The sequence below is a fragment of the Pseudomonas prosekii genome (genome assembly GCF_900105155.1).
GTDB lineage: Bacteria > Pseudomonadota > Gammaproteobacteria > Pseudomonadales > Pseudomonadaceae > Aquipseudomonas > Aquipseudomonas prosekii.
Map to the genome: position 1 here is coordinate 1,587,002 of NZ_LT629762.1, position 25,251 is coordinate 1,612,252.

The following is a 25,251-nucleotide window of genomic DNA, read 5'->3' on the forward strand; positions in this document are numbered from 1 at the left end:
TGCAATGCCGGGCACGCTTCCCATGGGGAGAAAGCGCGGCATTTTACATGAACTGCAGGGTTTGGCTTCAGCCGGCGACGGCCTGTTTGCGCAGGCGCCACGCCATGATCAGCCACACGGCGGTGACGCCGGCGAACTTGGAGCCCATTGCGGTGAGGATCACGCCTGGGGTGAACGCGTCGATCATGCCGAAAAAGATGAAGGTGTCGAGCGGGATGCTCAGCGCCGAACTTATCCACAGGCGATCGTGCAACGGCCGCTTGGTGATGCTGAACACCAGCCAGTCAATGCATTCGGACACCGCGAATGCGGTGGCGCTGGCCAGCGCAATCGATGGATCGGAGGTGACGTAGGACAACACCAGCGCCGCCAGCATCGCGACGATGGCGCCGTGACCGAAACGGGTCTGCACCATGTCGCGCAGCACGAACACCAGGCCGCCCCACGCCGACCAGATGATGTCGAGGTGCGGCGCAGTGGAAAAGGCGTAGTTGATCAGCACGACGCTGCTGATGTAGGAAATCAGGAAAATCATGGGGTCGACCTGGGAAATTGGCGCACAGGTTACTTCAGGGAGTGAGGTCGGGCCAAGGGAGGGAAATGTTGAGATCGTTGCCGGACTTCAAGAGCCACCCCTCACCCCAGCCCTCTCCCCAGTGGGGAGAGGGGAAAGGGAGCCGATCTTCGGTGTTTTCAGGTGCTCGGCTCAATCCAAAGCCGCTGTTCCGGAACCCGAGTTCGGCACAGTCTTTCAGGTCGATGTAACTCCAGGAACACCTCGGTCAGTCCCCTCTCCCGCCAGGGAGAGGGGAAAGGGAGCCGATCTTCGGTGTTTTCAGGGGCTCGGCTCAATCCAAAGCCGCTTTCCGGAACCTGAGTTCGGCACAGTCTTTCAGGTCGATGTAACTCCAGGAACACCTCGGTCAGTCCCCTCTCCCCCCGGGGAGAGGGGAAAGGGAGCCGATCTTCGGTGTTTTCAGGTGCTCGGCTCAATCCAAAGCCGCTGTTCCGGAACCTGAGTTCGGCACAATCTTTCAGGTCGATGTAACTCCAAGAACACCTCGGTCAGTCCCCTCTCCCCCCCCGGGGAGAGGGTTAGGGTGAGGGGTCGATCTCAAGCCGAATCAGGATTTCGAAGGCAACATCCAGATCAAACCGCTGGATTTTGCCCGCTCATGGCACAACCCCAACACCTTGCGCCGCTCGTCGTTGTCCATCCGGCTCCAGCGGGTGATCTCTTCGACCGTGCGCTGGCAACCGGTGCAAATGTCATCTTCGTCCAGCGCACAAATGCTTACGCACGGCGACATCACGGGTCTTTCCGCAGGATTCATTCTTCCTGCTCGACCAGATCGCGCGCGTAACGCTGCGAGTTGTGCACATAGTGCGCGGCGCTGGCTTCGAGCATTTTCTTCTGCGGCTCGGTGAGTTCGCGCACCACTTTGCCCGGCGAGCCCATGACCAGCGAGCCGTCGGGGATTTCCTTGCCTTCGCCAATCAGCGAGTTGGCGCCGATGATGCAGTTCTTGCCGATTTTCGCGCCGTTGAGAATCACCGCGTTGATGCCGATCAGGCTGTAATCGCCGACGCTGCAGCCGTGGAGCATGGCGTTGTGGCCGATGGTCACACCGGTGCCGATGGTCAGCGGATAGCCCATGTCGGTGTGCATCACGGTGCCGTCCTGGACGTTGCTGTTCTTGCCGATCAGGATCAGTTCGTTGTCGCCGCGCAACACGGCGTTGAACCAGACGTTGGCGCCCTCTTCCAGTTTGACCTTGCCCACCAGCACGGCATTAGGTGCGACCCAGCTCTGTGGATGGGTTTCGACACGGGCATCGCCCAAGCGGTATTTCATCTCGTTATCCTCAAGGCTCAGGCAGCCGCGGGTGCACATCAGGTATTGATTCAGGTATTGATAAAGCTTTTCGGCGGACGGTGCAGGCTGATGTCGGCGTCGTACAGCAGGTTGATCAATTCGACGATCATGATCGCGGTTAAACCCCAGATCTTGTACTCGCCGTAGCGATAACTCGGCACGTACCAACTGCGGCCCTGGTAATCGATGCGGTGCGTGTGTTCGCGCGGGTCCTTGCGGAAGAACTCCAGCGGCACGCTGAACACCGCGGCGATTTCGGCATCGTTGGCCAGGTATTCGACGTAATCGGGGACCACCCCGACGTAAGGCGTGACTTTGATGCCGTGCAGCGAAATCAGCGGGCTGAGCGGGCCGATCACTTCGACCAGCCCCGGCGGCAGGCCGATTTCTTCTTCGGCCTCACGCAGTGCGGTGAATATCAGGTCAGGGTCTTCGGGGTCCCGCCGCCCGCCGGGGAAAGCCACTTCGCCGCCATGGGTCGAGAGCCCGCTGGCGCGCAGGGTCAGGACCAGTTCCGGTTCGTCGCTGCGGGTGATCGGCACCAGCACCGCCGCTTCGGGGAAACGCTTGTCGGTCTCCAGCGTTGTTGGCGTGTGGTTGCTTACCCGATGAAGTAGCTCGTCCAGCATGAGTGCTCTCGATCTGTTGGCTACCTCGCATCATGCACCAATCGAACCGACCGCCCAACCCCCGAACTGCGCCATGTCGTGAAACGACAACTTGCCGACTGCCACCGCCGCACGCCAAGATAGGCGCAGCCTCCAGGAACCCAAGCATGAAATTTTGCAGCCAGTGCGGTAACCCGGTCACCCAGCGTATTCCCGAAGGCGACTCGCGCCTGCGATTTGTCTGCGACAGCTGTCAGACCATTCACTATCAGAATCCCAACATCGTCGCCGGTTGCGTCGCCACCTGGGGTTCAAAAGTGTTGCTGTGCCGCCGCGCCATCGAGCCGCGACTCGGTTACTGGACGCTGCCCGCCGGTTTCATGGAAAACGGCGAGACCATCGAGCAAGCCGCCGTGCGCGAAACTGCCGAAGAAGCCTGCGCCCGCGTGCGTGAATTGAGCATCTATACCTTGATCGACGTGCCGCACATCAGCCAGGTGCACGTGTTCTTCCGCGCCGAACTGGTCGACCTGGACTTTTCTGCCGGTCCGGAAAGCCTCGAAGTGCAGCTTTTCGAAGAGGCGGACATCCCTTGGTCCGACCTGGCTTTCCGCACCGTGGGCCGTACCTTAGAATGCTTCTTCGCGGACCGGCAGACCGAGGTCTACCCGGTGCGTTCCGAGTCGATCCCACCGCTCGCGCAAGCTGCCATCACTTAAGCGTCTGCGCGCAAAGCAGCTTTGAATTAGCCGTCTATAACTTAATCATGTCGCGACACCTCTAGGGATATCGTTTCAATGCGCTGGTTGCTTGCCTTGTTTTGCCTGTCGTTTGTTGTCGTTTCCCAGGCCTCCACCACGGTCACCCTGGACGGCAAGACCATCGATAAAGTGCTGGTGCTCAAATCGGCCCATCAACTGCAACTGATTGCCGACGGCCAGCCGTTGCGCACTTACCGCATCTCGCTGGGCAAACAGCCGCGTGGCGCGAAGCTGATGGAGGGCGACAAGCGCACGCCGGAAGGCTTTTATTGGGTGGACTGGCGCAAGGTCAGTGACCGCTTCAACCTGGCGATGCACATTTCCTACCCCAACCGCGACGACACCGAGCGCTCGCGCCGCGAAGGCGTACCGCCGGGCGGCATGATCATGATCCACGGCACGCCGGATACCTACGACTACCCGGAAAACCTCTTTCACACCTTGGACTGGACCGATGGCTGCATCGCCATGCGCAACATGGACATGCGCGAAGTCTGGGGACTGGTGCCGGATGGCACGATGATCGAGATCCGCCCGTAGCTTTTTTGCATAAGTTGTTTTGCATCCGTTCTTCCTGAGATCCTCTGCATGTGTGGCGAGGGGGTTTACCCCCGTCCGGCTGCGCAGCAGTCGTGAAGTCAGTACACGCGGTTTGTCGATGAGACCTGCGCCGGAGAATTTGGCACTGCTGCGCAGTGCAACGGGGGTAAACCCCCTCGCCACAGAGTTTTGTGCCAGCTCAAACAGAGGGTCTGAACGCTACCTCCGGTCGCCCTTCGCAAAATAAATCAAAAAATTGCAGCACTCGGCAGCGCCGGCAGTGGAGATACCACTTGCCGGTGCAAGCATTGCCGCAGGCTGCGATCTTCGCCCGCAAAATCCCCCACCGTAATACCATTTCAAGCCAACACCCTCCCGACGCGTCTGAAAGCCCCGATTTCATTGCCTATCGAGCCAAGTGGCCTGATTGACATGGTATGCAAGTGGTATTAGTTTTCGTCCCACAACCGGGCGACAACAATCCAACATCCGCATCGGAAACAGCCTACATGAATGACATCCAGGCCCTACGTCCTGACGACTCTCAGCCGACGCCGTTGTACCTGCAACTGGCGCGCAATCTGGAAGCGGCGATCCATGCCGGCCAGTGGAAAGCCGAGCAGGCGATGCCGTCCGAGCGCAGCCTCAGCGAATTGCTGGGCATTTCCCGCGTTACCGCACGCAAGGCTCTGGAGGTGTTGTTCGATCAAGGCCTGATCCGGCGCAATCAGGGTTCCGGCACCTTCATCACGCCACGCCTGGAACAACCACTGTCGCGCCTGTCCGGGTTCAGCGAGATGCTCCGCTTGAAAGGTTTTGTCCCCGGCTCGCAATGGCTGGAGCGCGAAATCACCCCGCCGACCCACGAAGAACTGATTCGCCTCGGCCTCTCGCCCAACGACAAAGTGGCGCGGCTCAAGCGTTTGCGCAAAGCCGATGACACGGTGATGGCGATCGAGATGAGCACCCTGCCCGCCTCGATCATTCCCAAGCCGCAAGCGGTGGGCGATTCCCTTTACGAATTTCTCGATGGCATCGGCAAACCGATCGTCCGCGCCTTGCAGCACATCCAGGCGATCAACGCCTCGGACGAGTTCGCCGCGCTGGTCGGCATCGCGCCGGGCACTGCGATGTTGCTGATGACCCGGGTCGGCTACCTGGAAGACAACACGCCCATCGAAGTCACCGACACCTATTGCCGCAACGACTACTACGACTTTGTTGCAGAGCTGCGCCGCTAAACCGGGCGAAGTCGTCAAACAGCGAGAACAGAAATGTCCGAAGACAATATCCTCACCGCCCACGGCTGGGTTCGCGGCCGGCTGATTCACCAACACGGCAAAGTCGTGTCCATCGAAGGCGTGCCCTGCGATCCGGCGGACAACGACTTGCCTTACCTGCTGCCGGGTTTCATCGACCTGCACGTTCACGGCGGCGGCGGCAAAGACATCATGGAGGGCGCGACAGCCTTCGAAACCATCACCAGAACCCACGTGCGTTTCGGCACCACGTCGCTGCTGGCGACGACCATGACCGCGCCCAGCGCAGAGATTTCCGGCGTGCTCAAAGCCGTCGGCGAGTTCTGCGAACAGCGCCCAAAAAACAGCGCCCGCGTGCTCGGCGTGCACCTCGAAGGGCCGTACATCAACCCCGGCAAACTCGGCGCGCAACCGAATTTCGCCCACACCGCGCTGATGGCCGAAGTCGAGGAATACCTCGCACTGGCGCCGATTCGGGTGATCACTATCGCCCCGGAAATCGCCGGCCACGACGGCTTGATCCGCGCCCTCAGTGCGCGCGGCGTGCGCATGCAAATCGGCCACACCCTCGGCAGTTACGAGGAAGGCGTCGCTGCGCTGGAGGCCGGCGCCAGCAGTTTTACTCACCTGTATAACGCCATGAGCCCGCTGCATCACCGCGAACCGGGGATCGTCGGCGCGGCGCTGGCCCACGCGAAATACGCCGAGTTGATTCCCGATTTGCTGCACGTGCACCCCGGCGCCATGCGCGTCGCGTTGCGCTCGATCCCGTGCCTGTATTGCGTCACCGACTCGACCGCTGCGGCGGGCATGCCCGACGGTGAATACAAACTCGGCAGCCACACCGTGACCAAATGCCTGGGCGGCGTGCGCCTCGCCGACGGCACGCTCGCCGGCAGCACGCTGACCATGGATCAGGCGCTGCGCAACCTGGTGAAGATCGGTTTGCCGATTGCCGAAGCCTCGCAACGTCTTTCGCAATTCCCCGCCGACTACCTCGGCATCACCGAACGCGGGCGCCTGCAACCCGGCGCGTGGGCCGACTGCGTGCGTCTGGACCGCTCACTGACATTGACCGCCGTCATGGTCGAAGGAGAAGACATTGACTTCAAAAATGCTTGAAGAGGCGTTGTCCTCGTTCGAGGCCGTGCAGGCTCAATTGCAGCAACTCGACCCGCAGATGATCGAGATTGCCGGGCGCCTGCGCCGTCAGCCGCCGCAAGTGGCGATGACCGTCGCGCGCGGCAGCTCCGACCACGCCGCGAGTTATTTCGCCTACCTGACCATGCAGCAACTGGGGATTCCGGTGGCGTCGTTGCCGATGTCAGTGGTGACCATGCAGCAAGCGCCGTTGAAGGTCAGCGGTCAGGTCGCGTTCGCGTTTTCGCAGTCGGGGCAAAGTCCCGATCTGGTCAACAGTCTGCGGCTGTTGCGCAAACGCGGGGCGCTGAGCATTTCTATGGTCAATGCCGCCGATTCGCCTCTGGAAGCGGCGTGTGAATTCAGCTTGCCGCTGTTGGCCGGCACCGAAAGCAGCGTCGCCGCGACCAAGAGTTTTATCGCCACCCTCAGCGCCAGCGCGCGGTTGATCGCGCATTGGAAAGAGGACATCGAATTGCTCGAAGCCGGCACTGCACTGCCACAAGGTTTGCGCGAAGCGGCGCAGCAGGATTGGCGCCTGGCCATCGATGCATTGCGCGATTGCGAGCGGTTGATGGTGATCGGCCGTGGCGCCGGTTTTGCCATCGCCCAGGAAGCCGCGTTGAAGTTCAAGGAAACCTCGGCGATCCAGGCTGAAGCGTTCAGCAGCGCCGAAGTGCGCCACGGCCCGATGGCGTTGATCGGCGAGCAATACCCGCTGCTGGTGTTCGCCCCGCGCGGCGCCGAGCAGGCCGGCCTGCTGAGCCTGGCCGCCGACATGCGCCAACGCGGCGCCCGTGTGTTGCTGGCGGCGCCGGATGACGTCAGCGAACGCGACCTGACCCTGACCCGTGCCGAACATCCGGCGCTTGATCCGATTCTGGCGATTCAGAGTTTCTATGTGATGGCTGCCGGCCTGGCCGTCGCCCGCGGCATGGACCCGGACCAGCCACGGCACCTGAGCAAAGTCACGCGTACTCATTGAAGCAACTGAACCTGTTGAACCTGTTGAACCTGTTGAACCTTTTGAAACAACTTGTGGGAGCAAAGCTTGCTCGCGAAGACGGTATTTCGGTAGCAGGAAATGCATCGGATTCACCGACGCCATCGCGAGCAAGCTCGGCTCCCACAAAAGCCCAGCTCCTACAAAAGTGTGAAGCCTACGAAAGCCCAGTGCCTACAAAAGTGCTGCGCCTACAAAAGCCCAGCCTTTACAGAAAACCAAGTGATCCGAACCGAATTGTTTACTGATGAGACCGAGCCATGCCCGACAACAATAATAAAGAGCTGACCCTCAGCGCCCCGCTCAGCGGCCCGGTGCTCACGCTCGCCAACGTTCCGGACCCGGTGTTCGCCAGTGGCGCGATGGGTGACGGGATCGCTATCGACCCGCTCAACGACACCCTCTACGCCCCGTGCGCCGGCGTGGTTATGCACGTCGCCCGCACGGGTCACGCAATCACCTTGCGCGCCGACAACGGCGCTGAATTGCTCCTGCATTTGGGCCTCGACACTGTCGAGTTGCAGGGCGAAGGTTTCTCGGTGCTGGTCGCCGAAGGTGCGCGCGTCGCCAATGGCCAGGCGCTGTTGCGTTATGACGTGGACAAAGTTGCGCTGCAATGCAAAAGCCTGGTCAGCCTGCTGATCCTGACCAACAGCGAAGAATTTCAGGCGCGCCCAATCACCTTGAAATCGGTCAAGGTCGGCGACCCGTTGCTGCACATCGTGCGTCGAGTGGCCCATGGCGTGGCGAGTGAAATCGAGATCAGCGGGATCGAGGTTCACGGGCATGTTCGAATCGCCCATCGCGGTGGTTTGCACGCTCGCCCGGCGGCGTTGATTCGGCAGACCGCGCAAGGTTTCCAAAGCAAATCGCAGCTGCATTTCTCCGGCAAATCGGCATCCTGCGACAGCTTGATCGGGCTGATGAGCCTGGCGGTCGGCGAGCAGCAGGAAGTCAAAGTCAGCAGCCACGGCCCGGACGCGGAAGCAGCGTTGCAAGCCTTGCTGCAAGCGCTGTCCACCGCGCTGGCCGAAGACAGCCACACGGCCACCGCGCCGACGCCGATTACCGCACCGCAACGTCCGGCCGAAAAGGGTGTGCTGCACGGCGTTTGCGCCGCGCCGGGATTGGTCGCCGGGCCGCTGTTTCGGTTGAACGCGATCAGCCTGCCGGTGGACGCCGGCAATCACGATTGCGAGCAGCAACGCCACGCCCTCGATGCCGCGCTGAGCCAGGTGCGCAGCGATATCGAGCAGACCTTGGCGCTTGCCAGAAAACAGCGCAACACCGACGAAGAAGCGATTTTCGCCGCGCATCTGGCATTGCTCGAAGACCCGGCGCTGCTCGACGCTGCCGCGCAATCGATCACCTGCGGCAGCGCCGCGACCCACGCCTGGAGTGAGTCCATCGATGCGCAATGCGAGGTGCTGCAACAGCTCGGTAGCCCGTTGCTGGCCGAGCGCGCCAACGATCTGCGCGACCTCAAGCAACGGGTGCTGCGCGCCTTGCTCGGGGAAACCTGGCACTACGAAATCCCCCACGGCGCGATTGTTGCCGCACATGAATTGACCCCGTCCGACTTGCTGCACCTGAGCCAGCAAGGCGTCGGCGGGTTGTGCATGGCGGCGGGCGGCGCGACCTCGCACGTGGCGATTCTGGCGCGCGGCAAAGGTCTGCCGTGTCTGGTGGCGCTGGGTTCAGCGCTACTGGAGCAGCAACAGGACCAGAAGCAGGAGCAACAACAGGGTCAGTCGGTGGTGCTGGATGCTAACGGCGGGCGCCTCGAACTGACGCCGAGCAGTCAACGCCTGGCCGAAGTGCAGCAAGCGCAACTCGAACATCAGCAACGTCGCGCGTTGCAACAATCGCAAGCGCATGGCAACGCGTTGACCCTCGACGGCGTCCACATCGAAGTCGCGGCGAATGTTGCGTCCAGCGCCGAAGCCGCCGATGCGCTGGCCAATGGCGCCGATGGCGTCGGCCTGCTGCGCACCGAGTTCCTCTTCGTCGATCGCCACACCGCGCCGGACCAGCAGGAACAATGTCAGGCCTATCAAGCCGTGCTCGATGCGATGAGCGACAAACCGGTGATCATCCGCACCATCGACGTCGGCGGCGACAAGCAACTCGACTACCTGCCACTGCCCGCCGAAGCCAACCCGGTGCTGGGCCTGCGCGGTATTCGTCTGGCGCAGGTGCGCCCGGAATTGCTCGATCAACAACTGCGTGCGCTGCTCAGCGTCAGCCCTCTGTCGCGTTGCCGGATCCTCTTGCCGATGGTCACCGAAGTCGACGAGTTGCTGCACATTCGCCAACGCCTCGACGCGCTGTGCGCCGAGCTGCAAGTGAATGAACGGCCCGAACTCGGCGTGATGATCGAAGTGCCGGCCGCCGCGTTGCTCGCCGAGCAACTGGCCGAACACGCGGACTTCTTGTCGATCGGCACCAACGATTTGTCGCAATACACCTTGGCCATGGACCGCGACCACGCTGGCCTCGCCTCCCGCGTCGATGCCTTGCACCCGGCGCTGCTGCGTCTGATTGCGCAGACCTGCGCCGGCGCGGCGGTGCATCAGCGTTGGGTCGGGGTGTGCGGCGCGCTCGCGTCCGATCCGCTGGCCACGCCGGTGTTGATCGGTCTGGGGGTGCGTGAGTTGTCGGTGAGCCCGGTGCAGATCGGTGAAATCAAGGACCGCGTGCGCCGCCTCGACGCGAGCGCATGCCAACGCCTCAGCCATGACCTGCTGAAGTTGCGCAGCGCGGCGGCGGTGCGTCAGGCCTGCCAGCAACATTGGCCCCTGAGCTGAACAACAAAAAGAATCCACGGAGAACCGCCATGTACCAATACTTTATCGAAGGCTTGCAACGCCTCGGCCGCGCGCTGATGTTGCCGATTGCAATCCTGCCAATCGCCGGGCTGTTGCTGCGCCTGGGCGACACCGATCTGCTGAACATCGCGATCATCCATGACGCCGGCCAAGTGATTTTCGCCAACCTGGCGATGATCTTTGCCATCGGCATCGCCGTCGGGTTCGCCAAGGACAACAACGGCACAGCTGGCCTGGCCGGGGTGATCGGGTATCTGGTGATGATCTCCACGCTGAAGGTGCTGGACGCGAGCATCAACATGGGCATGCTCGCCGGGATCGTCAGCGGTTTGATGGCCGGTGCGCTGTACAACCGTTTCAAGGACATCAAGTTGCCGGAGTACCTGGCGTTCTTCGGCGGCCGGCGTTTTGTGCCGATTGTCACCGGGTTCGCCGCCGTCGGTTTGGGCGTGGTGTTCGGCTACATCTGGCCGCCGATCCAGCAAGGCATCAACAGCTTCGGCGCGTTGATGATGGAAAGCGGCAGCTTCGGCGCGTTCGTGTTCGGCGTGTTCAACCGCTTGCTGATCGTCACCGGCCTGCACCACATCCTCAACAACATGGCGTGGTTCATCTTCGGCAGCTTCACCGACCCGGCCACCGGCGCCGTGGTCACGGGCGACCTGTCGCGCTACTTTGCCGGCGACCCGAAGGGCGGCCAGTTCATGACCGGGATGTTCCCGATGATGATCTTCGGCCTGCCCGCCGCGTGCCTGGCGATGTACCGCAACGCGTTGCCGGAGCGCCGCAAAGTCATGGGCGGGATTTTCCTGTCGATGGCCCTGACCTCGTTTTTGACCGGGGTGACCGAGCCGATCGAATTCGCCTTCATGTTCCTCGCGCCGATGCTGTATCTGCTGCACGCGCTGCTGACCGGGTTGTCGATGGCCGTGACCAACCTCCTCGACATTCATCTCGGGTTTACCTTCTCCGGCGGTTTCATCGACATGATTCTTGGCTGGGGCAAATCCACCAATGGCTGGCTGGTGATCCCGGTCGGTCTGGCTTACGCGGTGATCTACTACGTGGTGTTCGACTTCTGTATCCGCCGCTTCAATCTGAAGACGCCGGGCCGTGAGGACGTAGCGTCTGCCGAGAAAGTCCAGATTGCCGAAAATCAGCGCGCCGGGGCATACATCCAGGCCTTGGGCGGCGCGGCCAACCTGATCACGGTCGGCGCGTGCACCACGCGGCTGCGGCTGGACATGGTTGATCGCAACCTGGCCAACGATGCCGAACTGAAAGCCTTGGGCGCGATGGCGGTCGTGCGGCCGGGCAAGGGCGGCAGTTTGCAAGTGGTGGTCGGACCGATGGCGGACAGCATCGCCGATGAGATTCGCCTGGCGATGCCGGCGCTTGGCCGCGCAGTCATCACCGCGCCGGTTGCCGCGGTCGAAACGGCAAAACCGCTGGCACTGCCCGAAGCACAGCAATGGCTGAAGGCGTTGGGCGGTGGCGACAATGTGCTGCAAATGGACTGCATCGCGATGACGCGGATTCGCCTGCAACTGGCGGACGGCGAGGCATTGTCCGAAGGCCAGTTGCAAGCGCTGGGCTGCCAAGGCGTCAGCCCCTTGGGCGGCGGCGTCTGGCACTTGTTGATCGGCGATAAAGCGCCAAGTTTGAGCGGCGCCCTGCAGGCACTGGTCAACCGTAACGAGGTCAGCGCGAAAGTCTGATGCCACGCAAAAAGCCATAACTATGTACCACCACCGCCCCGCTCGCTCGCTCCATGCTGATGGTTATCCCACCCGCATGGAGCGAGCCGATGAGCACTTCAGGAACACCCCCACCTGCGCCGTCCTTTGAAGAAATCAAAGGTTATCTGAATCAGATCGGCCAGCACTTGCTCAAAACAGATAAACCGCTGAGCCCGCAACACCGGCCTTCTGCCGAGCAGGTGTATCTGGATCGCCTGAACGGGATTCTGCAGGTGCATCGAGAGCAATTTCTGCGCAAGTGCCGCACGCATTATCAGGCGCTGGAGCACAGCGACTTGCAGAGCGACGCAGGTAAAACCCTGTTGGCCACGCTCAAAATCACGCTGAACGAACAGCTGTCGGACCTGGACCTGCGCGAGGTCATCGATGGCAAACCGGCCAAAAGCTACATGACCTTTGACGCTGGTTTCACCGCCATTGGCCACGAGGCGCGACTGGCGATTCAGGACCGTTTGCTGCATCCGCAAGCCGCCAATCTGCTGGACCGCTTGACCCTCGGCGCGGAACTGCGCCCGGGTCTGTATGCCGTCCAGTTCGACTACCAATCACAAACTGTGGAACTGGCCGGCGCCTTCGTCGTCACCGAGAAAAACACCCCGACGGTGAGCGATCTGCTGGACCCGCAGAGCGTCGGCCAGGTGCTGCTGTTCACGCTTTCAAGAGGCATCGAAGCCTTCGATTCCCTTAGCGAACTCAATACGCATTTGCTGCAAAGCATGGATCACCCCACCGGCCGCGACGAATTCCTGCAGCGTCTGCCAACGCGTTATCAGGCCTTGAGTGCCGGCGGGATCTGGCCATTGCAGTTATCGCCGATCAACAACCAGCCATTGTTTGAACACCTCTACGACAAGCTGCTCGACAAGCGCAGCAAGGACATCGAACGCGCCTTGAGTCTTGAAGACAATCGGCAGCACGACTCGGCGCAATTGCTCGGCGCCCTCGACCGGGCGATCACCGCCGCCCTGCCCGACCTCAGCGCGCGCCGCGAATTACACGCCCAGGCCCTGCTCGAACGAAGCTTGCGGCACAGCGCCCCCGACTGGTATCGCAGCGCCAATGAAGCGCGGCGCACAGAGTTGGCGCTGCACTTGCGCGGCTATCATCAGGCCCGGCAAAAACTCCTCGAGCTGCTCGGCCCCGCGACAAGTGCGCAAACCCTGGCACAGCAGCAATGGCTTGAACGCTTGAGTGATGACTTGCAGATTGATGATCTACAGCCTGAACACCTGCACGTCATCACTCGGCGTTATGTCGCCGGTTTTGGTGTGTTTGAGCACTCGCGAAACCTGATCGAAATGGCCCTGCGCGGCGCGCACATCGGCGACGAATTGCCCGGATCAGACTTCCTCCTAAACAGCACCATTACCTATCGCGATCAGCCATTGCAGGCAGCGCACAGCGACCTGACCCCGGTGTGGCTTGCGGAACAATTGAAGACCCTGCAACCGCGTGTCGATTTTGCTTATGTGCAGACGCAAATGCATGCCCGCGTGCAAGTTCGGCAGGCGATTGAGGAAATGCTCGACAAGCGCATCAACGCGCTGGCCTATACCGCGTTTCTGCAGGGCCATTTGCTTGAGGGCGACCTCGAACTGATCCAGCGCCTGCGCGCGGGCGCCGCTACACAATTGAGCGCTGGCACACTTGCGCTGCATGGCGCACAACTTCAGGACCTGTGGCTGCTGCGTGAGCATGATGAAAACGGCGACATCAAGCGCCTGTTGCTGTGCAGCCCAGACGCACCACAAGGCGCCTGTTTCCAAGCCTTCGACAGCGAGATCGCGTGCCAGCAACACATTTTGGGTTGGGCTCGGGACAACGCTGCCACGCGCATGACCGACTACCTGATCAATCGACTGCCCCTGCGCTTTCGCCACACCATGCGCCAGTTTCTCGCAGGCCTGAACTTCAAAGCGGCCGATCACGAGTACCAGGAAGTCGCGTTGAATTACGTTGGCAGTCATAGCGATGGCCTGAAGGCGATGGCGGAGCATGTGTTGGCGACGCGGGTCGACGACCATGAATTCACCACGCCGTTATGGTATCGCTCAGCCTCAGCCGCGCAGCGAAAAAAACTCACCACGCATACCGAAGAAGCCGAAGGCATGTTGCGAGGCTTCAACGACCATGCTTCGTCACAAAGCCGCTTTCCAAGCTTCGAGACTTATCTGCATGAGCAAGCGAAAAAACGCTTGAATGAACTGTTGCAGCGCCCCGCCAACGATGTCGACCCCGACACGGTGTGGGCCTTTTCGCCGCCGGCGATTGTCGGTAACTGGACCCCGCCGCCACTGACTTACACCCAGTTGTATCGCGACGGTTATGCCGATGGTGTGGGGTTTCTCGATGAAAAATTCGCGCGTTCGGCGCAGTTCAAAGGTCCGCCGGGCATCGACCTGAGCCTGCTCACCGCGCAAAAAGTCGCGCGTTCGGTCACCGGTGTGTGGATCGGTCAGCGCTACATCGACAAAGTCCGCAGTGAATTGCAAAGCCCCGAAAGCCCCGGTTTTGCCCTGCGGCGCAACACCACGCTGGCAATCACTCAGCGGCAAATGTCCGCCGCCGCGCTCGAATGTCACCTGCAAGGGCACATCACCAGCGTCGATCTGCAATGGCTGGAGTCGAGCATTGCCAGCCTCGGCGAGACCTCCGCGGCAACGCGCAGCACCCACGCCATCCATCGTTTGATGATCGATGGCGAATGGGTCATCGACACTTTTCTGTTCAGCCACGGCGACAATCCCGTGCTGCTCTACACGCCCCACGCGCCCGACGGCATCAGTTTTCGCGAGGCGCGGTTGTTCAATTACCTGCTCAAACAACAGCCCGGCATGATCGCCTACCTCACTGAACGTGTCGGCGTGCAGGCGCAGGTGCGGGTCCGCACGTTCCTGCAAGAAGCCCAACGGCAATTGCCCGATCAGTTGAATACAACCACGCTCAGCCCGGCGCGCTACGACTCGACTCGCAACGTTGCGCCAGTGCCGGACCTGCGTCAGGCGCTGTACAGCATGAAGCTGCAGCGCAAGATCGACGACGTCAACGCGACTACCGTCAATCGCAGCCAGATGATCAGCGAGATCGTCTGGAGTTGCGTCGAATGGGTCAGCGCGATTGCCACCGCACCTTTCCCTATCCTCAGTCTGAGCACCGGCCTGCTGCTGGCGTTCAAGGACGCCATGCTCGCGTTGCATGCCTACAACCAGGGTGATACTTCGGCGGCGCTTGAGCATTTCGCCGGTTATCTGCTCAACAGCGCCGGCGCCTTGTTCACCGATCTGCGCCCGGCCCTGCGTTCACTCAAACCCATTGGTCGAACACCGCGCCGGGTTGCTGCCGGTGCAGCGCACAACAGAGCGATGGATTTGATCAGACGTATGGAGCCTGAGGCCCGTACCTCGCTGGATCTGCGTCCGGTGTTTTTCGAAGGTCGGCCGCTTTGGGCACCGAAGACACCTGATGCGATCGGTCGTTACTTGCTGTATCGCCTCGATGCTCATGGCAATTGGCTGTCCACCGGCCGCCTGGCCACCCTGAATGCCGAGGGCAACCTGGTGCGCAGCGGCGTTTCGGGCGGTGCGCCCAAATATGAAACCGTGCAGGAAACACCAGGGCCGCACACCGATTACGGCGTACCGGCGAAACACCGGGTGCGCATTGAACAAGTTCTCGATCCGCAAATGAGGGAGCGATTGCTGACCTGGGGCGATCAGGTGGATTTGCCCCTGTTGACACTGGAAAGCGCTGCCGACGAACTAAAACTTCCGCGCATTGCGTACCTTCAACAATCCCGGCGCTTGACGGACCATGCCAAGCAGTTCTTCGACAACCTCGCGCCACTGCCGGTGCGCCCCGACGTCCCGGCGATCGAAGCGACCTCCTTGACAGAGTTGATCGAAAGCGAAGCCTTTGCCGGCAATAAAAGCCTGATCATCGGTGCCGTGCCGGGCTCGATCGCCAGTAAAAAAGCCCTGATCGCCAACATGGATGCGCTGCTCGACAAGGGCTTCAAGCACTTGTACCTGGAGTACTTGCCGGGTGATGTTTTCCACCTGAAACTGCCAAAGCTCAACAGCGGTAAATCCTGGCAACACATCGAAACACACCTGAAGGCGATCGACCGCTCGTTCAAATTCCCCTCCGGCGCCGACTATTCCTATCTCGCGCTGGTGCGCAAGGCCAGAGAAAAAGGCCTGAAGATTCACGCACTCGACGCCTCGACCTCTTATCAACTGGACGATGTTTTGCTCATGCGTAAAGCCTCGCCGACCGTGCCTCGGGACAACCGCGTGAGGAATTTCTATTCCCACCAGGTGATCACCGCAGACGTCGCCGAAGTGCCGGGCGAGCGCTGGATTGCGTTGGTCGAACAATCGCGTCTGCGCACCTTCAAGGAAACGCCCGGCCTCGCCGATTTGCATGACGCGGTTGCGTTGCGCATCGAAGACGTCGGCGTCGATCAAGCGGTGGGCATTCGCGTCGATGTCGCAGGTTCGATACCGGGTGATGCGCTGGCCAAAGCCGATTACTGCATGACTTTGCGCACCCCCTACAAAGCACCCGCATCAGCCACCAGGGCCGTCGCCGCGCCGGAACCGGCATTACAGCATTTCAGCGAGTTCGATATTTCACCTTCTTTCAAGGAACAAGTTGTCCGCCTCGCCAATGAGCCGCACGGCCTCGACACCCGTTTCGCTCCGGTCAACCCGGTTAACCAGGAACCGTTCTTTGAATTTGTCCGACTGCGCTCCAGCCTGAGGACCAGGGCCGAACAGTTTTTTACCGACTATGTGCCGCCACCCCGACCAACGCTGCCGCAAATAACCGCGAGTACCACGGCGGAAGCGTTTCTGAAGCAAATCGGCGATAGCGCTTTGCCGGGGCTGGTCATCGGCGAGGCCCATGTGCACGAGTCAAGCAAGGCACTGCTCAGAACGCAGATGAAAAAGATCAAACAAGCGGGTTTCAAGACGCTGTACGTCGAACACTTGCTGACGGATCTGCATCAGGCCGAACTCGATATTTTCCATCAGACCCAACACCTGCCGAGTGGACTCAAGATTTACCTGAAAAACCAGGATTCGGGCCACATGGGCCCGTTCTACAACGGGCCCAATACCTATTCGCAGGTGGTCCAGGCCGCCGGCAAATATGGCATCCGCGTCCGGGCGCTCGACTGCACGGCCAGTTATCACCTCAAGGGGCTGGGCGATCGCGATGTCTCGCGCAACTCGATGTTCAGCTACTTCGCCGCGCAGGTGATTCAGGCCGATCAATTGGCCCAGGGGCCGCACAAATGGATCGCGTTGGTTGGCAGTGCGCACAGCAATAACAACCTTGGTGTACCGGGGCTGGCGGAAATGCTTGGCGCCGTCAGTTTGAATGTCAGGGATACCGCGCCGACGCTGTCGCGAAGCATTCATCGCGGTTTCTGGGAAACCGACCCGACGACGTTTGCTTCAAGTGCTTTACGCAGCGATTTCAAGATTGACGTGGGTACCGCGGGGATGCCGATTCCGCCGCCGTTCGTGCCTCTCGACCGGTCGAAATTGACGCAGGCCGGGCATTTCCTGGTCGAACGCCCATCGACTGCCCAGACCAATCTGCTGCACCGCTCCAGCACCGGGGACATCGTCTCGACACCGATCCAGATCAACGACAACGGGCTGTTTTTCATTGATCGCTGGGGCAAGAAACAGCAGACCTTCAAATACCTCAATCAGCTGATTCAGATGCTGCAAAGTGAGGTCAATCTGACGCCCGCGCCGTAAGCTGGCCGAACCGGTCGCCCCTACCAGGGACAGATTTTCGCCGGCAACAAAAAACCCGCTGATTCGCATCAGCGGGTTTTCAGTTCAAGCGGTGCGAAGATCAGAAATCTTCCAACTGCCACACTTCATACGCCGGCGTCTCGTAGGGATGGCTGAGTTTCAGCGCGGCCACCACAGCCACGATCAACTCATCCGCCACCACCAACTCGACTTTCCATTCCTCAACTTGTTCGACCTGCCCCGCTTCGCCGATAAACGGCTGACTGCCATCCAGTGGGCGAAACTGGCCGAGGCCCAACACTTGCCACGCGCAATGATCATAAGCACCGATTCGCCCGCCACCGGCAGCGAATACGGCATTTTTGACCTGTTCCACATGACTGGCCGGAACGAAAAAGCAGAGCTTATACACAGCGCTTAGTTAACCCACACGCGAGCGTTACGGAACATACGCATCCAAGGTGCGTCTTCGTTCCAGTCTTCCGAACGCCACGAGTTCTGCACAGTGCGGAACACACGTTCCGGGTGCGGCATCATGATCGTCACGCGACCGTCGCGGCTGGTCAAACCGGTGATCCCGCGCGGCGAGCCGTTCGGGTTGGCCGGGTACTTTTCCGTGACCTTGCCGTGGTTGTCGACGAAACGCATCGCCACGCAACCCGACAGATCGGCTTCAAGCAACGCTTCTTCGCTGGCGAACTCGGCATGACCTTCACCGTGCGCGATGGCGATCGGCATGCGCGAACCGGCCATACCCTGCAGGAAGATCGAGTTCGACTCCTGGACCTGAACCATCGCCACACGCGCTTCGAACTGCTCGGAACGGTTGCGCACGAAGTGCGGCCAGAACTCGCTGCCCGGGATCAGCTCGTGCAGGTTGGACATCATCTGGCAACCGTTGCACACGCCGAGGGTGAAGCTGTCGTTACGTTCGAAGAAACCCTGGAACGCATCGCGGGCGCGGCTGTTGAACAGTGCCGATTTGGCCCAGCCTTCGCCGGCGCCGAGGACGTCGCCGTAGGAGAAACCGCCGCAAGCGACCAGACCTTTGAACTCGTTCAGGTCGACACGGCCGGCCAGAATGTCGCTCATGTGCACGTCGATCGCGTTGAAACCGGCGCGGTCGAAGGCTGCCGCCATTTCCACCTGACCGTTGACGCCCTGCTCACGCAGTACGGCAACCTGTGGGCGAATGTTTTTCTTGATGTACGGCGCGGCGACGTCGTGGTTGACGTCGTAGCTGAGCTTGACGCTCAGGCCCGGGTTGTCTTCTTCCAGCAGCACGTCGAACTCTTGTTCGGCGCAGTCGGCGTTATCACGCAGACGCTGGATCTGGTAGCTGGTTTCTGCCCACTGACGTTGCAGCAGACGACGCTGGCCTTCAAAGATGGTTTCGCCGTTGAAGGTGATGTTGATCTGGCCGTTGTTCATCGGCTGACCGATCACCGACACGCAATCGCCCAGACCGGCAGCGCTGAACTGCGCGAGGATATCCGGGGTGGCGTCCTGACGAACCTGGATGACTGCACCGAGTTCTTCGTTGAACAGAATCGCGGCGATGTCCGCTGAAGTTTCCGCCAGACCGTCGAGGTTCAGGCTCAGACCGCAATGACCGGCAAAGGCCATTTCCACGGTGCTGGTCAGCAGACCACCGTCGGAACGGTCGTGGTACGCCAGCAAGTGACCGTCGGCATTGAGGCCCTGGATCACCGCGAAGAAGGCTTTGAGGTCTTCGGCGTCGTCAACGTCCGGCGCTTGCGAGCCGAGCTTGCCGTGCACTTGGGCGAGAATCGAGGCGCCCATGCGGTTCTGGCCACGGCCCAGATCGATCAGGATCAGGTCGGTGGTGCCTTTGTCCATGCGCAGTTCCGGCGTCAGGGTCTGACGGATGTCAGCGACAGGCGCGAAACCGGTGACGATCAGCGACATCGGCGAGGTGACGGTTTTGTCGACGCCTTCATCGTTCCAGCGCGTGGCCATGGACATCGAGTCCTTGCCCACCGGAATGGTGATGCCCAGGTCCGGGCACAGTTCCATGCCGACCGCTTTCACGGTGTCGTACAGACGCGCGTCTTCGCCCGGGTGGCCGGCGGCGGACATCCAGTTCGCCGACAGTTTGATGTCGGAGATCTTGTTGATGCGCGATGCGGCGATGTTGGTCAGGGTTTCGCCGATGGCCATGCGGCCCGACGCCGGAGCGTCCAGCAGCGCCAGCGGAGTACGCTCGCCCATGGCCATGGCTTCACCGGTGTAAACGTCGAAGCTGGTGGCGGTGACGGCAACGTCAGCCACCGGTACCTGCCACGGGCCGACCATTTGGTCACGGGCCACGAGGCCGGTGATGGTGCGGTCGCCGATGGTGATCAGGAAACTTTTGCTGGCCACGGCCGGGTGATGCAGAACGCGCTCGACGCAGTCTGCGATTTCCAGCGTGCTTGGATCGAAATCGTCGCCCAATTCGTTTTCACGAACGGCCGAACGGTGCATGCGCGGGGCTTTGCCCAGCAGCACTTCGAGCGGCATGTCCACCGGGCTGTTGCCGAAGTGACTGTCGGTGACGGTCAGTTGCGGCTCGGCAGTGGCTTCGCCGACCACGGCGAACGGGCAACGCTCGCGCTCGCAGATCGCCTGGAAGCGCTCGAAGTCGGCCGGGCCGACCGCCAGAACGTAACGTTCCTGAGATTCGTTACTCCAGATTTCGTGCGGGGCCATGCCCGGCTCGTCATTTGGAATGTTGCGCAGTTCGAAGCGACCGCCACGGTTGCCGTCGTTGACCAGTTCCGGGAAGGCGTTGGACAGACCGCCCGCGCCGACGTCGTGGATGAAGCTGATCGGGTTGTGTTCACCCAACTGCCAGCAACGGTCGATGACTTCCTGGCAGCGGCGTTCCATTTCCGGGTTTTCGCGCTGTACGGATGCGAAGTCGAGGTCGGCCGAGCTGGTGCCGGTGGCCATCGAAGAAGCCGCGCCGCCGCCCAGACCGATCAACATCGCCGGGCCGCCGAGCACGATCAGCTTCGAGCCAACGATGATTTCGCCTTTCTGTACGTGTTCGGCACGGATGTTACCCATGCCGCCGGCCAGCATGATCGGCTTGTGGTAACCGCGAACTTCGTCGCCACGCGGGGTGGTGATCGACTGTTCGAAGGTACGGAAGTAACCGGTCAGGGCTGGACGGCCGAATTCGTTGTTGAACGCGGCGCCACCCAGTGGGCCTTCGATCATGATGTCCAGCGCGGTAACGATGCGCTCAGGTTTGCCGTAAGGCACTTCCCACGGCTGCTCGAAACCCGGAATCTGCAGGTTGGACACGGTGAAACCGGTGAGGCCAGCCTTTGGCTTGGCGCCGCGACCGGTTGCACCTTCGTCGCGAATCTCGCCGCCACTGCCGGTCGATGCGCCGGGAAACGGGGCAATCGCAGTCGGGTGGTTGTGCGTTTCGACTTTCATCAGGATGTGCACCGGCTCCTGCACCGCGCCGTACTGGCGGGTTTCAGGGTCCGGGAAGAAACGACCGGCAACGTTGCCGACGATCACCGAGGCGTTGTCCTTATAAGCCGACAGAACACCTTCGCTGTGCATCACGTAGGTGTTCTTGATCATGCCGAACAGGCTTTTTTCCTGGCTCTGGCCGTCGATGTCCCAACTGGCGTTGAAGATCTTGTGACGGCAGTGCTCGGAGTTCGCCTGGGCGAACATCATCAGTTCGATGTCGTGCGGGTTGCGCTTCAAGCCGATGAAGGCGTTGACCAGGTAGTCGATCTCGTCTTCCGCCAGGGCCAGGCCGAGCTCGGTGTTGGCTTTTTCCAGCGCGGCGCGGCCGCCACCCAACACGTCGATCGCGGTCAGCGGCTTCGGTTCGGCGTGGCTGAACAGGCCGGCGGCCTGCTCAAGGTTGCCGAGGACGATCTGGGTCATGCGGTCGTGCAAGGCATCTGCAATCAACTGGGCTTCGGCGTCGCTGAACTGGCCGGCCACGTAGAACGCGATGCCGCGCTCCAGGCGCTGGATCTTGCTCAGGCCGCAGTTGCGAGCGATGTCGCTGGCCTTGCTCGACCATGGCGAAATAGTGCCGAAACGCGGCAACACCAGGAACAGACGGCCGGTCGGTTCTTGCACCGGGACACTTGGGCCGTACTTCAGAAGGCGCGCAAGCACCTGCTGTTCGTCGCCGGTCAGGTCACCGGTAACTTCGGCGAAGTGAGCGAATTCAGCATACAAGCCGCTGACAGCCGAAACTTTCTGGCTCAGTTGCTCAAGGAGTTTGCTGTGGCGAAAGGCAGAAAGGGCAGGAGCGCCGCGCAGGATCAACATCTTCGGGACAGCCTCGGGAAGGGGTGTGCTTTGAGGCCGTGCATTCTAGCCTAAACCGCCCGCGACATCACCCGAAACGGTACGCGCGGCCGTACCCGAACGTCGGGGCGGTTGACTGCGCCGGCAAACGGCACAAATCGGCGCTTATTTTTTCTGTGACAAAATGCGCTACACGCCCATTCCTGCGGGCTCGCGAGCAGTTTTTCGGCGCCTAGCAGACAAGCCCTGCGCTGTCGAGATATGGCGGCCGTGGTCCTTTGCGTATACTGCGCAGATGTTTTCCCCAACGGCTTTGCGTCCGCGGTACGCCAAATGGCTGATCGCAACCGGACTCTTCCTGATGCTCAGTGGCTGTGTTGATAAACCCAACACGCTGGAGCGCGTAAAGGAGGACGGTGTGCTGCGGGTGGTTACCCGCAACAGCCCCGCCACTTACTTCCAGGATCGTAACGGTGAAACCGGCTTCGAATACGAGCTGGTGAAGCGCTTTGCCGAAGATCTGGGGGTCGAACTGAAAATCGAGACCGCCGACAACCTCGACGACTTGTTCACTCAAGTCGGCAAGCCGAATGGCCCGGTACTCGCAGCGGCCGGCCTGGTCAGCAGCGAACAGCGCAAAAAGCAGGTGCGCTTCTCCCACTCCTACCTCGAAGTCACCCCGCAGGTGATCTACCGCAACGGCCAGTCGCGGCCGACGGATGCTGGCGATCTGGTCGGCAAGAAGATCATGGTGCTCAAGGGCAGCACCCACGCCGAACAACTGGCGGAGCTGAAAAAGAAATATCCCGGCATTGAATACGAGGAGTCCGACGCGGTTGAAGTGGTCGACCTGCTGCGGATGGTCGATGAAGGGCAGATTGACCTGACGCTGGTCGATTCCAACGAAGTGGCGATGAACCAGGTCTACTTCCCGAAGATTCAGGTGGCCTTCGACCTCGGTGACGCGAGCAACCAGAGCTGGGCCGTGGCGCCCGGCGAAGACAACAGCCTGCTCAACGAGATCAACGCCTACCTCGACAAGGTGCAGAAAAACGGCACCCTGCAACGCCTGAAGGACCGTTATTACGGCCACGTCGATGTCCTCGGCTACATGGGCGCCACCACGTTCGCCCAGCATCTGCAGCAACGCCTGCCGAAATACGAGCAGCACTTCAAGAATTACGCGAAGAAAGAGAAAGTCGATTGGCGCCTGTTGGCGGCGGTCGGTTATCAGGAATCGTTATGGCAAGCGGCAGTCACCTCGAAAACCGGCGTGCGCGGCTTGATGATGCTGACCCAGAACACCGCGCAAGCGATGGGCGTGTCGAATCGCCTCGATCCAAAGCAAAGCATCATGGGCGGCGCCAAGTACCTGGCTTACATGAAGGACCAACTGGACGATTCGATCCAGGAACCGGACCGCACCTGGTTTGCCCTGGCGGCTTATAACGTCGGCAGCGGTCACCTGGATGACGCGCGCAAACTGGCGGCGAAGGAAGGTTTGAACCCGGACAAATGGCTGGACGTGAAGAAGATTCTGCCGCGTCTGTCGGAGAAGAAGTGGTACAGCAAAACCCGCTACGGCTATGCGCGCGGCGGCGAGCCGGTGCATTTTGTGGCGAACATCCGCCGCTATTACGACATCCTGACCTGGGTCACGCAGCCGCAGCTTGAAGGTGATCAGGTGGCGGAAGGCAACCTGCACGTGCCGGGGATCGACAAGACCAAGCCGAATCAGGAAACCCCGCCGCTCTAAAGCCGTACACCCATCAAAACTGTGGGAGCGAGCTTGCTCGCGATAGCCGTCTGACAGCCACCAATTATGGTGACTGACTGGGCCTCATCGCGAGCAAGCTCGCTCCCACAATTGTTTTGTGTTCGGTTTAAGCTTTTGCGGCGGCCGCGAGGATCAGCGCTTTCATCTCGGCAACAGCCGATTTGAACCCGACAAACAAAGCATGCGCCACCAACGCGTGGCCGATGTTCAGTTCGTTGATGCCTTTGATCGCTGCCACGGCTTCGACGTTGTGATAATGCAACCCGTGGCCAGCGTTGACGATCAGTCCCTGGGCCAGACCAAACGCGACACCATCGGCCACACGCTGCAATTCTTCCGCGACATCGGTTGGCGTTTCGGCATCGGCATAGCGGCCAGTGTGCAGCTCGATGGCCGGCGCACCGACACGCTTCGACGCCGCAATCTGCCGCTCATCGGCATCGATGAACAGCGACACTTCGCAACCAATCTTCGCCAGGCGATCCACCGCAGCCTTGATCCGCGCTTCCTGCCCCGCCACATCCAGCCCACCCTCGGTGGTCAGTTCCTGACGGGTTTCCGGCACCAGGCAAATGTGCGCCGGACGGATGCGCTCGGCGAACGCCAGCATTTCTTCGGTGACGCCCATTTCGAAATTCATGCGGGTTTGCAGCACATCCTTGAGCAGCAACACGTCGCGCTCCTGAATGTGCCGACGGTCTTCACGCAAATGCACAGTGATGCCATCGGCGCCCGCCTCTTCCGCGTCCAGCGCTGCTTTGACCGGGTCCGGGTAACGCGTGCCGCGGGCCTGACGCAGGGTGGCGACGTGGTCGATGTTGACGCCAAGAAGAATGCGATTGCTGGTGGTCACGGAAGCGCTCCTGAATTTAAAGATTCGGCGCACAGCATACGGGGAGACTACGGCTTGCGAAACAGTTCGCGACTGACCAGCGGACGACCGCCCAAATGCACCGCGAGTGCTTGACGCATCAGGCGCTTGGCGGCGGACAAGGCACCGGGGGCAGTCCAGTCAGCCTCGGACATGGCGAGCAATTCGGTGCCGTTGAACAGGCCCGGTTGCAGCAGATAAACCCGCTCCAGCCCCGCATCCACCTGCAAGCGATAGAGCCCGTCGGGCGCAACCGCGTCGCCGTGGATGTCGCTGCTCAGGGCAAAGCCGTAACCGAGGTCATCAAGCAAGCGCCATTCGAACGAACGCAGTAACGGCTCCAGCGGCCGACCTTCGGCCAGCGCGAGCAACGTCGCCGCGTAGTGATCAAACACGCCGGGGTGCGGGTCTTCGGACGGCAACAGACGAATCAGCAGTTCATTGAGGTAGAGCCCGCTGAACAGCGCTTCGCCGTTGAGCCAGGTGGAAATACCGGCGCTTTCCATGCGCCCGACATTCTTCAGCTCGCCGCGCCCGCGAAACTCGACTTCCAGCGGCACGAACGGCCGCGCCAACGTCCCGGCCTTGCCCCGCGCACTGCGCAACACTGCCCGCAGCCGACCTTGCGGCGTAAGGAAATCCACCAGCGCACTGCTTTCGCGGTAGGCGCGGGAGTGGAGCACGTAGGCGAGTTGGCCGATGGGTGGGGTTTGAGACATGGAAGTCAGTTTCTCAATGAGTCAGCACAGATTTATAAACCA

Annotated in this window: 17 protein-coding genes; 9 read left to right on the forward strand and 8 right to left on the reverse strand. The window is 61.0% G+C overall.

Translation table 11 applies throughout. The features are described from left to right. Nucleotides 1-67 precede the first annotated feature (67 nt). The 4 genes from BLU01_RS07450 to BLU01_RS07465 all read right to left on the reverse strand — a co-directional run bounded on the left by BLU01_RS07450 (nt 68) and on the right by BLU01_RS07465 (nt 2,505). The gene (locus BLU01_RS07450) at nt 68-535 is read right to left on the reverse strand and encodes a VUT family protein (RefSeq protein ID WP_092272811.1); all 468 of its coding nucleotides are present in this window, start codon (nt 533-535) and stop codon (nt 68-70) included. Between the two features lie 589 nt (nt 536-1,124). After that, nucleotides 1,125-1,334 carry a DUF1289 domain-containing protein gene (locus BLU01_RS07455; RefSeq protein WP_092272815.1) on the reverse strand — a complete coding sequence of 70 codons (210 nt, stop codon included), beginning with the start codon at nt 1,332-1,334 and terminating at the stop codon, nt 1,125-1,127. Next, the gene (locus BLU01_RS07460) at nt 1,331-1,855 is read right to left on the reverse strand and encodes a gamma carbonic anhydrase family protein (protein ID WP_092272818.1); all 525 of its coding nucleotides are present in this window, start codon (nt 1,853-1,855) and stop codon (nt 1,331-1,333) included. The genes BLU01_RS07455 and BLU01_RS07460 overlap by 4 nt, the downstream gene beginning before the upstream one ends. Nucleotides 1,856-1,905: 50 nt before the next feature. After that, nucleotides 1,906-2,505, reverse strand: coding sequence for a CoA pyrophosphatase (locus BLU01_RS07465; RefSeq protein ID WP_092272821.1), 600 nt, complete (start codon nt 2,503-2,505; stop codon nt 1,906-1,908). Between the two features lie 146 nt (nt 2,506-2,651). Here BLU01_RS07465 and BLU01_RS07470 point away from each other — a divergent pair, with 146 nt between their 5' ends. The 8 genes from BLU01_RS07470 (at nt 2,652) to BLU01_RS07505 (ending at nt 17,549) form a co-directional block, all read left to right on the forward strand. Next, nucleotides 2,652-3,203: an NUDIX hydrolase gene (locus BLU01_RS07470; RefSeq protein WP_092272824.1), complete on the forward strand. Its 552-nt coding sequence runs from the start codon at nt 2,652-2,654 to the stop codon at nt 3,201-3,203. 78 nt (nt 3,204-3,281) lie between these two features. Next, nucleotides 3,282-3,785, forward strand: coding sequence for a L,D-transpeptidase family protein (locus tag BLU01_RS07475; RefSeq protein WP_092272827.1), 504 nt, complete (start codon nt 3,282-3,284; stop codon nt 3,783-3,785). A gap of 509 nt (nt 3,786-4,294) precedes the next feature. Then, nucleotides 4,295-5,026: a GntR family transcriptional regulator gene (locus BLU01_RS07480; RefSeq protein WP_092272830.1), complete on the forward strand. Its 732-nt coding sequence runs from the start codon at nt 4,295-4,297 to the stop codon at nt 5,024-5,026. 33 nt (nt 5,027-5,059) lie between these two features. Next, on the forward strand, nt 5,060-6,166 hold the full coding sequence (gene nagA / locus BLU01_RS07485; RefSeq protein WP_092272834.1) for an N-acetylglucosamine-6-phosphate deacetylase: 1,107 nt from the start codon (nt 5,060-5,062) through the stop codon (nt 6,164-6,166). Continuing rightward, nucleotides 6,147-7,169 (forward strand): SIS domain-containing protein, encoded by a 1,023-nt coding sequence (locus BLU01_RS07490; RefSeq protein WP_092272837.1) that lies wholly within the window; start codon nt 6,147-6,149, stop codon nt 7,167-7,169. Before nagA ends, BLU01_RS07490 begins: the two co-directional genes overlap by 20 nt. 278 nt (nt 7,170-7,447) lie before the next feature. After that, on the forward strand, nt 7,448-9,994 hold the full coding sequence (gene ptsP / locus BLU01_RS07495) for a phosphoenolpyruvate--protein phosphotransferase (protein ID WP_092272840.1): 2,547 nt from the start codon (nt 7,448-7,450) through the stop codon (nt 9,992-9,994). Between the two features lie 29 nt (nt 9,995-10,023). Further along, the gene (nagE, locus tag BLU01_RS07500) at nt 10,024-11,733 is read left to right on the forward strand and encodes an N-acetylglucosamine-specific PTS transporter subunit IIBC (RefSeq protein ID WP_092272843.1); all 1,710 of its coding nucleotides are present in this window, start codon (nt 10,024-10,026) and stop codon (nt 11,731-11,733) included. An 89-nt stretch (nt 11,734-11,822) separates the two neighbouring features. Beyond that, the gene (locus BLU01_RS07505; RefSeq protein WP_092272846.1) at nt 11,823-17,549 is read left to right on the forward strand and encodes a membrane-targeted effector domain-containing toxin; all 5,727 of its coding nucleotides are present in this window, start codon (nt 11,823-11,825) and stop codon (nt 17,547-17,549) included. A 100-nt stretch (nt 17,550-17,649) separates the two neighbouring features. On the opposite strand, the gene BLU01_RS07510 is transcribed toward BLU01_RS07505, so the two are convergent. Both BLU01_RS07510 and purL read right to left on the reverse strand, forming a co-directional pair. Then, nucleotides 17,650-17,961 carry a Nif3-like dinuclear metal center hexameric protein gene (locus BLU01_RS07510; protein ID WP_092272849.1) on the reverse strand — a complete coding sequence of 104 codons (312 nt, stop codon included), beginning with the start codon at nt 17,959-17,961 and terminating at the stop codon, nt 17,650-17,652. Nucleotides 17,962-17,966: 5 nt separating this feature from the next. Further along, nucleotides 17,967-21,863: a phosphoribosylformylglycinamidine synthase gene (purL, locus tag BLU01_RS07515; protein WP_092272852.1), complete on the reverse strand. Its 3,897-nt coding sequence runs from the start codon at nt 21,861-21,863 to the stop codon at nt 17,967-17,969. A gap of 274 nt (nt 21,864-22,137) precedes the next feature. On the opposite strand from purL, the gene mltF reads away from it, so the two are divergent. After that, entirely contained in the window at nt 22,138-23,598 is a 1,461-nt protein-coding gene (mltF, locus tag BLU01_RS07520) for a membrane-bound lytic murein transglycosylase MltF (protein ID WP_092272856.1), read from the forward strand. Between the two features lie 127 nt (nt 23,599-23,725). Here the strand turns inward: mltF and pdxJ are convergent, their stop codons facing one another. Together pdxJ and recO are read right to left on the reverse strand one after the other, a co-directional pair. Continuing rightward, a complete protein-coding gene (gene pdxJ, locus BLU01_RS07525; RefSeq protein ID WP_092272859.1) occupies nt 23,726-24,472 on the reverse strand; it encodes a pyridoxine 5'-phosphate synthase in 747 nt (248 codons plus the stop codon). A gap of 47 nt (nt 24,473-24,519) precedes the next feature. Beyond that, nucleotides 24,520-25,209, reverse strand: a complete 690-nt coding sequence (recO, locus tag BLU01_RS07530; RefSeq protein WP_092272862.1) for a DNA repair protein RecO — start codon at nt 25,207-25,209, stop codon at nt 24,520-24,522. Nucleotides 25,210-25,251: the final 42 nt, after the last annotated feature.